Origin of the sequence: Chitinophaga silvatica, assembly GCF_003419895.1 — a bacterium.
In the GTDB taxonomy this organism is placed as follows: Bacteria; Bacteroidota; Bacteroidia; order Chitinophagales; family Chitinophagaceae; genus Chitinophaga; species Chitinophaga silvatica.
The window spans coordinates 408,706-422,201 of sequence record NZ_QPMM01000007.1 but is presented as its reverse complement, the minus strand read 5'-3'; the positions used below and the strand labels follow the sequence as shown (position 1 = coordinate 422,201).

Sequence of the window (13,496 nt, the reverse complement as noted above, 5' to 3'; positions counted from 1 at the left end):
TTTGCTCTCAGTAACTTTAGTGAGTCAATCAAACATTGCAGATGTTATATCATTCCACAATGAGGATAACAGTGGTCCTCTTACCTGCCATTATTATAGGCAGTATGTTTTCTGCGTGCCATTCTAAGAAAAAAGTGAACTATAGCACAGAGGTAAAACCAATTTTAAATAAGCACTGTATTAGCTGCCACGGAGGCGTAAAGCAAAGCGGTGGCTTTAGTGTTTTATTTAAAGAAGAGGCATTGGGAAACACCAAATCCGGAAAACCAGCCATCATACCAGGGCATCCCGAAAAAAGCGAATTTATTCGCCGGCTTACCTGTAAAGATCCTAAAGAAAGAATGCCGCAGAAAGGCGCAAAATTAAGTGAACAGGAAATCGAATTACTTACCCAATGGGTAAAAGAAGGTGCCGAATGGGGCGAACATTGGGCATATATTCCACCTACAGATATACAGGTGCCTGATATTTCCATTAAAGACGGGAACAATATAGACAAGTTCATTCAACAAAAACTAAAAGAAGAAAAGTTAAGTTCAGCTGCCGAAGCAGATAAAATGACCCTGCTACGGAGAGTATGTTTCGATATTACAGGCCTCCCTCCAACTACTGAATTGGCTGCCAGCTTTGCCGCAAGCAAGGATCCTGCTGCCTACGAAAAATTGGTAGACAGCCTTTTACAATCACCACACTTCGGTGAACACTGGGCATCTATGTGGCTCGACCTGGCCAGATATTCCGATACAAAAGGTTATGAGCGCGATATGCCAAGGAATGTATGGAGATATCGCGATTGGGTAATTGATGCCTTTAATACTAATATGCAATATGATAGTTTTGTTATTAAGCAACTGGCCGGCGATCTGCTTCCTGCACCAACAACAGCAGATTTCATAGCAACAGCGTTTCATAGAAATACAATGAGCAACGATGAAGGAGGAACGCAGGATGAGGAATTCAGAACCGCCGCAATTATAGATCGGGTTAATACTACAATGGAAGTATTCCAGGGAATGACTATCGGTTGCGTACAATGTCATAGTCACCCTTATGATCCAATACGGTTTGAAGACTATTATAAACTGATGGCATTCCTTAATAATACCAGGGATGAGGATACATACATGGAGCACCCAACATACCGTTTCTACGATAGCCTTGGTAATGAGGAAGTCAGAAAAATAGGTGACTGGGTAAGCAAATACGGTACTGTTACTCAACAACAAGAGGTCAAAGAATTTGTTCAAGTACTGGAACCCAAAGTGCATGCGCATACCTTTGATCAGTATATTAATGGCGCACTATTAGACACCAAATACACAGGAGTCAGACCCAATGGTAGCTGCCGGCTGCCCCATCAAAACCTGGATGGTAAAAGCAATCTATGGATGAATTATACAACAGGTAATAAGGGAGGAACAATGATTGTAAAGCTGGATAGCCTGAACGGAACTACACTGGTTACTCATTCTATTGTTCCAACCAACGGATGGCAGGCAATTGAAATTCCAATTCCTGCTACTCGTGGTACCCATGATCTTTATTTCATTTTCAAAAACTCCGGTATACCGGCCGATTGGTCGGTTTGTGTAATTGAATGGCTGGCATTCCGTGAAAATTTACCGGGAAAAGGCATAGCGGGCTATGAAGAAATGAATAAAACGCTTGTAAACCTGGTAAATAAATCTCCGGACAATATTCCGGTAATGATTGAGAATCCAATCGGCATTCAAAGAATAACCAAGGTATTTGAGCGAGGAAACTGGTTGGTAAAAGGTAAAACTGTTACACCTGATGTACCACATACTTTGAATCCATTTCCGGCCAAAGCACCTCGCAACAGGCTTGGACTGGCAGAATGGTTGGTTGATACTGCCAATCCCCTTTCGGCACGCGTCATGGTAAATCGTTGCTGGGAGCAGGTTTTCGGAATCGGTATAATAGAAACGCTGGAAGATTTCGGTACCCAGGGATTTGCTCCTTCACATCCTGAATTATTGGATTATTTATCCTATAAATTCATGCATTCCTATAAATGGCAATTAAAACCATTATTAAAAGAGATAGTGATGTCGGCCACCTATAGGCAGGACTCCAAAACAACCCCCATACTTCTGGAAAAAGATCCGGCAAACAGATTATTGGCCAGGGGGCCACATTTCAGGCTTACGGCAGAAGAAATACGCGATCAGGCATTGGTGATAAGCGGAGTATTTAATCCGTCGCTCCATGGCCCAAGTGTTATGCCCTACCAACCAGATAATATCTGGCAAACAGTGTACAACGGGGCATCCTGGAGCACAGCAACAAATGGTAATCAATATAGAAGAGCCTTGTACACCTATCATAAACGAACCAGCCCTTATCCAAGTATGATAACATTTGATGGTAGTAGCAGGGAAGTTTGCCTGCAAAGACGTATTCGTACCAATACACCGCTTCAGGCTTTAACCACTCTAAATGATCCGGTGTATATGGATGCAGCAATTGCGCTGGCGAAACGTATGCAGGAAAAAGCTAAAGGAAATGTGGCAACTGCTATTAAAATTGGATATGAGCTGGCCCTATTTCAGCCACTACAACCTCAAAAGCTTGCCATTTTACAAAAGTTGTATGCTACAGCATTATCTACCTACCAGTCGGATGCCAATGCATTAAAAAAGTTATTGAAGGTACAGGACACAACCCCTGACTCGGCCAACCTGGCAGCATTGGCTATTGTTGCCAATGCAATTATGAACCTGGATGAATTCCTGATAAAATCTTAAAATTATGACCGCCTACCATAAATTGTTTAAGGAAGCAAATGAAGAGCAGCTAAAATATGTTACCAGACGGCATTTCCTGCTCGATTGTGTAACCGGCTTAGGAGCTGCAGCTATGGGCTCATTTTTGATCGGTTGTGTTAATAAGCCAACTACAGCGCAAAATATTGCCATGATTACCGATCCTATGGCCCCCAAGGCACCTCATTTTCCGGGGAGGGCAAAGAGTGTAATTTACCTTCACATGGCAGGAGCACCTTCCCAACTAGAGCTATTTGATTACAAACCAGTTTTGCACAAATTGCATAATCAACTATGCCCACCCTCACTCTTAGAAGGAAAAACATTTGCATTTATTCGTGGAGTACCTAAGATGCTTGGTCCACAGGCCGAGTTTAAACAACGTGGAGAGTCGGGTGCCTGGATTTCAGACCATCTGCCACATCTGGCTACCATGGCCGATGAAATCAGTTTTCTGAAAGGCGTTCAAACCGATCAGTTCAACCATGGCCCTGCACAATTGCTGATGCAAACCGGAAGTGCAAGGTTAGGTCGACCAAGCATCGGATCATGGGCTACATATGGTTTAGGCTCCGAAAATAGTAATCTACCAGGCTTTGTAGTACTGACCTCCGGAGGTAAAACTCCCGATGCAGGTAAGAGTGTATGGGGCAGTGGTTTTTTGCCTTCTGTATACCAGGGCGTACAATGTCGTACGCAAGGCGATCCAGTATTGTTTTTATCCGATCCGGATGGGATGAACAGAGACCTCAGGAAAGCATCGATTCAGGCGATTAACGATATAAATAAGCAGGAATATGATTCATTCGGTGATCCAGAAACTATTGCCCGTATTTCGCAATATGAACTGGCATTTAAGATGCAAATATCTGTTCCGGAAGTAATGGATATTAGTAAAGAACCGGAATACATACATGAATTATATGGCACCAAACCCGGAAAAGAATCTTTTGCCAACAATTGTTTATTAGCAAGAAAACTGGTAGAAAGCGGAGTTAGATTTGTTCAGCTATATGATTGGGGATGGGATACTCATGGAACCGGTGAAGGAGATGCGATTGATTACGGTTTCAGGAACAAATGCAGAGAAATAGATCGTCCGGTGGCCGCATTACTAATAGATTTAAAACAACGCGGATTATTGGATGAAACGCTAGTGGTATGGGGAGGAGAATTTGGAAGAACCCCAATGCAGGAAAACAGGGATGGTAAAGATATGCCATTCATGGGCCGCGATCATCACGTAGATGCTTTTACAATGTGGATGGCAGGTGCAGGTATCAAAAAAGGGTATACCTATGGAGAAACAGATGAAATTGGATATTCTGCTATTAAAGGAAAAGTATCAGTGAATGATATCCATGCCACGATCCTGCAACAATTAGGCTTCGACCATGAAAAGCTCACCTATCAATTCCAAGGGCGCCCATTCAGGCTTACAGACACCAGTGGTAAAGTAATTACATCGATATTAAGCTAAGTATACATGACCAATCCAAGAAGAAATTTTCTTAAACAATCAGCCACTTTAGGTGCGGCCTTATGTCTTCCTAATTTACCGGCTTTTGAAGCACTGGCTCAACCATCCAGGCAAGGATTTGAATTAATAGTACTGGCTACGAACTGGGGATATAACGGGTCTATCAGCGACTTTTGTAAAATGGCCAGGGAAGCCGGATATGATGGCATTGAAGTATGGTGGCCAACAGATGAAGCCGCAAGGAAAGCACTCTTTGCAGCATTGAAAGAACAAAATATGAAAGTTGGATACCTGGCAGCAGGGTACGACAGTAATTTCCAGCAACACCTGCAACAGTTCGAAACAATGCTCAGAGCTGCCACCAGTAACCAGGAGGTAAAACCATTATACATAAATTGCCATAGTGGAAGAGATTATTTCAACTTTGAGCAAAATTGTAAAATAATTGATCTTAGCAATCAGATAAGCAAACAAACAGGTATTCCGGTGTACCATGAAACCCATAGGTCGCGAATGTTGTTTGCAGCACATATAGCCCGGCAATTCATAGAAGCAAAACCAGATTTACGCTTAACGCTGGATATTTCGCATTGGTGCAATGTGCATGAAAGTTTGTTGCAGGATCAAACAGCCACCGTAGAAAAAGCATTAGCCAGAACCTCACATATACATGCACGAATAGGCCATCCCGAAGGCCCGCAGGTGAATGATCCCCGGGCTCCTGAGTGGGAGAACACTGTAAAAGCACATTTCAGCTGGTGGGATCAGGTGGTTGCGCTACATCGACAGGCCGGAAAACCACTGACTTTTCTGACAGAATTCGGGCCAGCAGATTATCTGCCTGCCCTTCCCTATACACGGCAACCAGTAGCTAATCAGTGGGATATAAATGTCTATATGTTGCAACAGCTCAAAAAACGATACGCCAGCAAATGAACTTACAAATAAATCAAGGTAGCTGGCAACAGCTAATAGGTCGCTCCCACCCGTTGTTAGTGCATCTGCCTATCGGAATATTATTACTTGCATTGGTATTGGCTTTACTGTCAAGGCGGCAGCAATGGCAAAATCTGAAAGCCGCTATACCGGTTACACTGCTGGCAGGTTTTATTTCAGCAGTTTGCAGTTGTTTTACCGGTTACCTGTTATCGCTTGATGGTGGATATGAAGATGGAATTTTAAGTATTCACCAGTATCTCGGAATAGCCGTTGCCGTTAGTAGCCTGACACTTTATTTGCTCTATACCAAATGGGAAAAGCTAAAAAAATGGCAATTACCCGGTATAATCATTATTGCATTGCTACTAAGTATTACAGGCCATTATGGAGGAAGCCTGACACATGGAGATGATTATCTTTCACAGGCAATGCCCGGTGGATTACGTAAGTTGATCGGTAATAAGAAATCAGGTGCTGCACAAAATAACTATACCGATATCGCAGATGCCAGGGTGTATGAAGATCTGGTACAACCGGTATTATCCAATCGCTGTTACAGTTGCCATAATGCGCAGAAGCTTAAAGGAGGTTTAAGACTTGAATCGGTAGAACTGATCCGTAAAGGAGGCGAACACGGGCCTGTACTAAAAGACAGTATGCCGGAAATGAGTGAGTTATTCAAGCGGTTATTATTACCGGAAAATGATGAACATAGAATGCCTCCTAAAGGAAAACCAGGTGTAAGTCCGAATGAACTGGCCTTATTACAATGGTGGATAGCACAGGGAGCGCCAACCGGAAAGAAAGTAAAAGACCTGTCTAAAACGCCGATTATAACAGCTGTTTTGGAGGGAATGCAAGGAGGTGGCAACATTATGCATAATGCCTTTGTTCCCGAACAATCAGTTGCCAAAGCAGATATAAATGCAATTCAGGCACTTATTCAAAAAGGTGTAAAGGTTTTGGCAGTTGGGGAAGAAAATAATTTTATATCGATTACCTGTATAAATGCCAATGATTTTGATAATGCAGATGTAGCCCTGCTCCTACCATTGAAATCTCAACTGATCTGGCTGGATTTATCCGGTACAAAGATTACTGACAGTGCTTTTACGACAATTGCACAACTGACTCAACTTACCAGATTGAATGTAAAACAGACAAAAATATCTGGTAGTACTTTAAATGGATTATCATCCTGCCAACAACTCAAATACCTGAATTTATCAGACAATGCATTAAAAAATGCCGATTTAAAAGGGTTGAGTAAGAGTAAATCGTTGCAACAACTTTACCTGGCTGGTTCGTCTGTTCCTACTGTGGCCATACAGGACTTACAGACGAAATTACCTACACTGAAAATAGATACGGGTAATATTAGTTTAGCAAAGCTGGTTACTGATACCTTGGTTTACCATAAGGAGCAGGGTAAGTAGCTTTCATTTTCCTCGGAAAGTTGCGAAGAGATTATGTTGTGGTTTGGTCTATTAAGTTAAGGAAATTTATTTTGAATTAATTTCTATTCCTCATAGGTTCTATAATGGTGGACAAACATCATTTACCGTAGGCAGGGCGGGGGCAAGCCCCGCCCCTACAGGGTTTCATCAAATGTTGATTTTTATATTGTAGATTTATTTCTTAATAGAATTGAAATTAAATGATTGACTTCAACATGATATTTGCCTACCAGATGAAAACATAATATTGATGAAACCCTGTAGGGGCGGGGCTTGCCCCCGCCCTGCCGATAGCCACAGAAAATAAATCCAACTATCAGATATCTATAAACCATGAAACCTCTTTCCTTAACTTAATAGCATTGGGCTTGCCCCTGCCCTACCAATGGCAAAGTGAAGCTAATCCTTTAAACTGAAGTCAATATTCGCCTTATCCAACAAGAACAATCACGAAAATTGTACTCAATAATTCCACTCAAGTTACTTTTTATAGATTATTGCTGCCCGTAGCAGTCTTTTGCTGATGCGGGTGGCTAAATAAGAAGGTGACAGTACTTTAATATGTTCCCCAAATCCTAAAATTTCTCTTTCCAATTCAAAATTCACCACCACGTGGATACTGAGTATAATACTACCATCAGTTTCTTTTTTTAGTACTTTTTGTGAAGCATGTAATGGTTTGGTAATTACATAGGGAGCGTTTGATTTATCAATTTGTAATACAATTTTCTTTGCCAGATCTTTTTCTGATTTGGAGACTCCGATAAGATCGCTATAATATTCTTCAAATGGAATTCCATTGTAGGCAATATACTTCTCTTTGGGTTTTTCCTGAATGCTGATGATTCTGTCGAGCGCCATTGTCATAAGCATGTTTACGCCCTTGCATTTTACTATAAGAAACCACCTGTTTCTATATTCTTTTAGCAGGTAGGGATAACAAAGAAATTCTGTTTGTTGAACTGCAGTGAATGATTGATAGGTAATGAGTAATGTTTTTTTATTGAGGATAGATTGATAAAGGGTATTAATAAATGAAAGGCCTTTGAGTTGATGATTATTTTCGAATTGAATGCAATTTTGAGTTCCTTTTTCGGTATTCAGATTGCTTTCGAGTCGGGTAATTGTTTCGCTCATATCGCCGAAGTATTGGAATCCGTTGAGTTCTTTCAGTACTCCAACTATTTCTTTAAATTTATCGAGATCCGCTTCGCTAATGGGGCTATTGGTGATGCTGTAGTTGGGATCGTCGTAGGCGTAGTATTTCTTATCCTTTACGATGATGGGGGCATTGTATCCAAGGCGGTCGCTTCGCATAATCTGAATATCGGCCTGGATGGTGCGTTTGCTAACGCCGGTACTGATGCCTTCGTAGTCATATAATACCTCCCCTACTTTTTCGATGAGATCTTCCAGGGTCCATTTTCTATAACGGTTACGCAAACACTGATCTATTGTTTTATATCTGATTAAGGCCAATTTATTTATTGACATAGGTTGATTTTATTCAAAATAAAAAAACATCTACGCAATATACTTGCGTAGATGGAAAATGTCAAGAAAAATTTTCAACACAACTACTTCAATATCAATCAATCTAAAAATATTTTAAAAAACATTATTACTACGCAAGTGCATTGCGTACATGCATTTGCATATTTGCATTGTCAACGGATCAAAACGCTGGCAAACAAAATCCAGGTCAACTTTTACTTACTTCATTTAGGGAAAATAGTAAAAGGATTATCAGGATAAGTTTTAAAGCAGAAGAGGAGTTTTAGTTGGTTCGATTCCAACCTGCTTTACAATACTAAGGTCAACTGTTGCTTACTTCTTACCTGTCTTGTATAGCAACAGAATTATCTGGTAAATCTTAAAGCAGACGATGGGTTTTAGTTGGTTCAATTCCAGCCTGCTTACTAATACTAAGGTCAACTGTTGCTTACTTCTAAAAAACCAAGATAAATAGCATCAGGATTATCTGGTAAAATACTAATTGTTATGAAACAAATAATTGCCACAGGGCTACGCCAACGCGCCATTCTAATTCCGTCTGTTGCTTTGAATAATAACCCCAAAGCTATTGCATCCCTTGATGTTTGTAATTTCATTGTTGACTTATCCCAACTTGGCTTTGGCGTAACCCCGGCATTATTGGACGTATTAGGTAAATGCGATACCACCTGGTTAGAAGAAATTAAAAAGGTTTTCTCCAAAGTAATGGCCACTAATGTCAACTGGGCCCCATTAATCAAAAATTGGGAAGAACCCATAACCATTCACAGATGGCATTACCTTATTAACTATTTCAATCAACTATATGGTAAAGCCGGTACCGAAATGCCATGTGGGCATTACATTGCACCAGATACCTTTCCATTGAACAGGTATAATGGTTGCCCTTACTGTGGTACTCCATTCGAATTTTCTGATAAGCTGAATTATGGGCAAGGTAGCAAATTGAGAGTGTTGGATCTATGGACAGAAAAAGAGGCCCAATCCTACCTGTCACAACTCCTGGCATCCAAAACACCACTGGACGCAGGACGAATAGATGACCTTACCAGTTTACTGCAAGTTTTTCCATTACCCGAGGTTACAATAGGTATGAAGGAAACCATTGTAAAAGTGGTAGATATTCTGATTCAGCTTCAGCAGGAAGACAGGGCCAACGAACTGTTTACTACCCCTAAAGATATCCTGAGATATCTGTGGTATAAACGTACCGGAAATTTACAGGTAGCCAGTGTAAAAACTGTTATTCGTCGGCTTTCCGTGATGGCGCCTACACTTAAATCGATCTACCACGATCAGCTGAAGCTTAAATATAATCGGCAGGATTGCAGACGCGTGGCAGAATGGATCAACAACTTGCCGATGAATATTCAGGCGATGTGTGAAAACATGCATCCGCAGCGGGAAATGTGGGTTAGATTTATCCGGGCATTACGTTTACCAGAATATGCAAAGCGCAAAGGTTTTGAGAAACTGGCAACGTTGCTGGATGTCTTCTACCGCGAAGATTATACTGTTTGGCAAGGCGAGGTAGATACCTTCAGAAGAGCTTATAATACTTCCGCTACATTAGCCAAACTTCAGGAACGCCCCGGATTATTTGCCAGAAGCCTGTTTGCGAATCTGCTTTGGTTCCGTGAAGACCTGGTATGCGAAGCTTTTGCCGAAATAGCACATAAAGTACCAGCACGAATACTATTGTCGCTGCAAATGTATGCACCCTATTATTTCGATAAATCAGTAATCCGCAGTGTAAAACCACTGGGAAGCATTACCAAGGAAATTCCTGCTCATCCATTGCTGGCACTGCATGACGAAGATCACATCAAAGAAATGCCTAAAATGGTAAATCGTATATGTGCCAATGAAATGACAAGAAGATTTTCTGAAATTCCGGCAACCGGCAACAGCATTTATATAGCACCAGAACTCTATACGATGCCACTGCCAATCGGCGACAGAAGTGCCAATAAACAGAATATAAATCCGGTGGAAGCTGGTTCAAGATTCAAATTACAAGGCAATGAAATCACACTCTTCATGCATTGGGGAGAAGGATTACCTGCCCAGCATATGGATATGGACCTTAGCTGCCTGATACTCGGAGATCATCTGACCTCTGCATGCTATTATGGAAATCTTCAAACTACCGGCTGTAAGCACAGTGGTGATATTCAAAGAATTCCAAATGAGGCAGGTGCAGCTGAATATATCAGAATAAAGGTAAGTGAACTGCAAAAACATGCTCAATATGTTGTATTTGCCTGCAATGCATTTACAAACGGAGATCTGGTTCCGACTGTAAAAGTTGGTTGGATGAATGATCATTACCCGATTCAACTAACCGACCGTGGGGTGGCATACGACCCATCATGTGTTCAGCATATGATTCAGATTACTCAACCCCTGCAAAAAGGATTGGTATTCGGCGTACTGGATGTTGAATCATGCGAAATCATATGGGCAGAAATACCATTTGATGGACAAACCATCTTTACACTCGAACATTCGAGAGTAAAATCGTTGATCAACAAACTAAAATACAAATTGACGATAGGCGAACTGCTGGAAATGAAAGCCAGGGCGCAACAACTTAAAATAGTGCCTGAAGCAGAAGCAGATGAAGTTTATACATTGAGTTGGGGAAGAAACAGTGCGGCAGTAAGTACTCTACTGATTGATTAAGCAAATCAAATTTGTTAACCTATCGGGTTGCCACTTCCGGGTGGTAACCCGATTCTATTTTCCACCTTCCATCTGTTTGATAATATTATTGACCTCCGACTCTGTAGCCCGCAGCTTTTGCTGACAAAAAGCTATCAATATTGCTGCTCTTTTTACCTTTTCGGAGAGCAAGTCCACCGACACCTCTTCATTCTCGATCTCAGATGCAATTAATTGTAGCTCCGTATAAGCCGATTCATAAGTTAATTCTTCATTCATGATTATTATTTTTTTCATTGATAGTGGCAGTTAACCTGGCATCTATCATCTGTATTTCTATTTTACTTTTTTCATTTAAGGTTGATGCATTCCCTATAACTCTTCCATCCTGATAAATCAGTGCAAACCCACGCTTCAGAAGATGTTCAGGATTCATTAACTGACATAATGATTCAAAATGTGTTATCTGTGATTGCTTCTGCTGCATAAATAGCCTGGTTGAGGAACGAAATTTAGTGATGATGTTCTCAATTTCATTCAATCGCCTTGCTACCAACAATTGAGGTTTGGCCAGCATAGCACCGGAAACCGATAACACTTCCTGTTGTTTATGCAACAGCATTAACCGGCTGGTATGCACTATAGTATGCTGATGTTCCTGAATGCTTTCCTTATGTTCGGCCAGCAAATCTTTTGTGGTATTGATAATAGTGCCCTGTAACTGCGCTAATTCCTGAAAATTCCTTGAAAACAGTTGCTGCGCCCTGATAATAATCTGTTGCCTTAGCTGAACCAGTTTTTCTTCAAAGTTTCTATTATGGGCGATGATCATTTCAGCCGCCTTGGTTGGGGTTTTAGTAGGACTATGCGCCATCAGATCGGCTATAGTTTCATTTTTCTGATGCCCAATTCCCGTAATAATCGGAATAGGGAATTTGGCTACAGCTCTGCCCACAAGAAACGTATCGAAAAGTAGGAAATCGGTTTGGGCTCCCCCACCCCGGATGATGACTACAGCATCATAGGCAATTCCGCTTTGATAGATGTCTACCAGGCGTTGCTGGATCAATTCTGCCATCGCTTCTCCCTGCACCACGGTAAAATAGGGATCTACCAGGAAGGTATATCCAAAGTGGTTGTGTTCAAGGGTATGCCTGAAATCCTGGTAGCCGGCCGAATTACCTGAAGAAATAATGGCGATGCGTTGAATTACTTCTCCCAGCTTCAATTGATTATTTCTGGTTATATATCTGTTGCCATCCTGCCGGATAAAATCGGGATGCTGGGTTACCAGTTTAAGAAGAGTGGCTTGTTTCTGTTGTTCGAGCAACCCAATTGTAAAACTGGTATCAATATCCAGCAATGAAATCTGCAATCCATGTACCTGGTGAAAGCTCACGGAAACTTTAATCAACACATGAATATCATTCTTAAACTGTTGACCCGTTACAATTTCAAATTCCTTGATACGTTCGGTGCCCGTACCCCAGGCTACAGCGGAAACTTTAGCAACAATACCATTTCCGTTTTCGTCTTTCTCCACCAAATCGAAATAGTGATACCCTTTCTGCCGGTAGAAGGAATAGTTGGTAATATCGGCTACCACCCAATATGTTTGGGAGGTAAAAGCTGCCTGCAATACCTGCTGAATCTTTCCGGTGAGTTCCGAAAGTTTTATGGACGAAAACGTGTGCATATCAAGGTGGTAAAGATACGTAGATTCTCTCTGGCAAAGGTGCAAAGAATTTTTTCAGGATTCTTTTTCATTCAAAAAAACTTTGCGACTTTGGGAGATACTTAACAGAAACATTAACTTTGCCCGCATGTCGCTTTTTATCACATCATTGAATTCGGGAAGTAACGGGAATTGCTATTACATTGGCAATGAAGATTCGGCAGTATTGATAGATGCGGGTATTTCCTGCAGAGAAACGGAGAAACGAATGGCCAGATTGGGCTTATCGATGCTACGGGTAAAAGCGATATTTATTTCCCACGAACATACCGATCATATCAAAGGAGTAACTGTATTGGCCAAAAAATACAGATTGCCTGTCTATATTACCAACAGTACACTCGAACATGGAGGTTTAAATCTTGATACCCGCCAGGTAGTTTCATTTTCGGCATTTGAGCCTGTTGAAATAGGACCATTAACGGTAACGGCATTCCCCAAAAATCATGATGCCGCCGAACCTCATAGCTTCATCGTAAGTGGTAACCAGGTTACTATTGGTGTATTTACAGATATAGGCATTCCGTGTGAAGAGTTGATCCGACATTTCAAATTATGCCATGCGGCATTTCTTGAAGCAAATTATGACGAAGAGATGCTGGAGAAAGGACGCTATCCTTATTTTCTTAAAAACAGAATCAGAGGAGGAAAAGGTCACTTATCCAACCGGCAGGCTTTAGAAGTATTTACAATGCATCGTCCTCCATTTATGAGCCATCTTTTGTTATCCCATCTTTCCAGAGATAATAATAATCCTGAACTGGTGCAATCCCTGTTTAACGAACATGCAGCCGGAACAGAAATAGTGGTGGCTTCCAGGTACCAGGAAACTGCAATTTATCAAATTTTCGCAGAACGGCTAAAGGAAGCAGCCCAGCAACCTCAGAGTGTTTAAACTATTCCACAAAACGACTAGCAGA

At 41.3% G+C, this 13,496-nt stretch carries 9 protein-coding genes; 6 read left to right on the top strand and 3 right to left on the bottom strand.

Annotated elements, in window-relative coordinates; all coding sequences use genetic code 11:
* The first annotated feature begins 41 nt into the window (after positions 1–41).
* The 4 genes from DVR12_RS15140 to DVR12_RS15125 are packed head-to-tail and all read left to right on the top strand — an operon-like array spanning position 42 to position 6,641.
* On the top strand, positions 42–2,768 hold the full coding sequence (locus tag DVR12_RS15140; RefSeq protein WP_233522398.1) for a DUF1553 domain-containing protein: 2,727 nt from the start codon (positions 42–44) through the stop codon (positions 2,766–2,768).
* A 4-nt stretch (positions 2,769–2,772) separates the two neighbouring features.
* Positions 2,773–4,266, top strand: coding sequence for a DUF1501 domain-containing protein (locus DVR12_RS15135; RefSeq protein ID WP_116976629.1), 1,494 nt, complete (start codon positions 2,773–2,775; stop codon positions 4,264–4,266).
* A 6-nt stretch (positions 4,267–4,272) separates the two neighbouring features.
* Positions 4,273–5,202, top strand: coding sequence for a sugar phosphate isomerase/epimerase family protein (locus DVR12_RS15130; RefSeq protein WP_116976628.1), 930 nt, complete (start codon positions 4,273–4,275; stop codon positions 5,200–5,202).
* Entirely contained in the window at positions 5,199–6,641 is a 1,443-nt protein-coding gene (locus DVR12_RS15125; RefSeq protein WP_116976627.1) for a c-type cytochrome domain-containing protein, read from the top strand. Before DVR12_RS15130 ends, DVR12_RS15125 begins: the two co-directional genes overlap by 4 nt.
* Positions 6,642–7,142: 501 nt before the next feature.
* Here the strand turns inward: DVR12_RS15125 and DVR12_RS15120 are convergent.
* Positions 7,143–8,156, bottom strand: a complete 1,014-nt coding sequence (locus DVR12_RS15120; protein ID WP_116976626.1) for a helix-turn-helix transcriptional regulator — start codon at positions 8,154–8,156, stop codon at positions 7,143–7,145.
* 507 nt (positions 8,157–8,663) lie between these two features.
* Between DVR12_RS15120 and DVR12_RS15110 the strand changes: the two genes are divergently transcribed.
* Positions 8,664–10,862: a TerD family protein gene (locus tag DVR12_RS15110; protein WP_116976624.1), complete on the top strand. Its 2,199-nt coding sequence runs from the start codon at positions 8,664–8,666 to the stop codon at positions 10,860–10,862.
* Between the two features lie 54 nt (positions 10,863–10,916).
* Here DVR12_RS15110 and xseB read toward each other — a convergent pair whose 3' ends face one another.
* Together xseB and xseA are read right to left on the bottom strand one after the other, a co-directional pair.
* A complete protein-coding gene (gene xseB, locus DVR12_RS15105) occupies positions 10,917–11,138 on the bottom strand; it encodes an exodeoxyribonuclease VII small subunit (protein ID WP_233522397.1) in 222 nt (73 codons plus the stop codon).
* Positions 11,113–12,537, bottom strand: coding sequence for an exodeoxyribonuclease VII large subunit (gene xseA / locus DVR12_RS15100; RefSeq protein WP_116976623.1), 1,425 nt, complete (start codon positions 12,535–12,537; stop codon positions 11,113–11,115). The genes xseB and xseA overlap by 26 nt, the downstream gene beginning before the upstream one ends.
* A gap of 127 nt (positions 12,538–12,664) precedes the next feature.
* On the opposite strand from xseA, the gene DVR12_RS15095 reads away from it, so the two are divergent.
* Positions 12,665–13,471: an MBL fold metallo-hydrolase gene (locus tag DVR12_RS15095; protein WP_116976622.1), complete on the top strand. Its 807-nt coding sequence runs from the start codon at positions 12,665–12,667 to the stop codon at positions 13,469–13,471.
* Positions 13,472–13,496 lie beyond the last annotated feature (25 nt).

Excerpts from the sequence above, each read along its gene's own strand:
- DVR12_RS15110 (WP_116976624.1), top strand. The coding sequence starts at position 8,664 with ATGAAACAAATAATTGCCACAGGGCTACGCCAACGCGCCATTCTAATT.
- DVR12_RS15095 (WP_116976622.1), top strand. The coding sequence starts at position 12,665 with ATGTCGCTTTTTATCACATCATTGAATTCGGGAAGTAACGGGAATTGC.
- DVR12_RS15125 (WP_116976627.1), top strand. The coding sequence starts at position 5,199 with ATGAACTTACAAATAAATCAAGGTAGCTGGCAACAGCTAATAGGTCGC.
- DVR12_RS15120 (WP_116976626.1), bottom strand. The coding sequence starts at position 8,156 with ATGTCAATAAATAAATTGGCCTTAATCAGATATAAAACAATAGATCAG.
- DVR12_RS15140 (WP_233522398.1), top strand. The coding sequence starts at position 42 with ATGTTATATCATTCCACAATGAGGATAACAGTGGTCCTCTTACCTGCC.
- DVR12_RS15135 (WP_116976629.1), top strand. The coding sequence starts at position 2,773 with ATGACCGCCTACCATAAATTGTTTAAGGAAGCAAATGAAGAGCAGCTA.
- DVR12_RS15130 (WP_116976628.1), top strand. The coding sequence starts at position 4,273 with ATGACCAATCCAAGAAGAAATTTTCTTAAACAATCAGCCACTTTAGGT.
- xseB (WP_233522397.1), bottom strand. The coding sequence starts at position 11,138 with ATGAAAAAAATAATAATCATGAATGAAGAATTAACTTATGAATCGGCT.
- xseA (WP_116976623.1), bottom strand. The coding sequence starts at position 12,537 with ATGCACACGTTTTCGTCCATAAAACTTTCGGAACTCACCGGAAAGATT.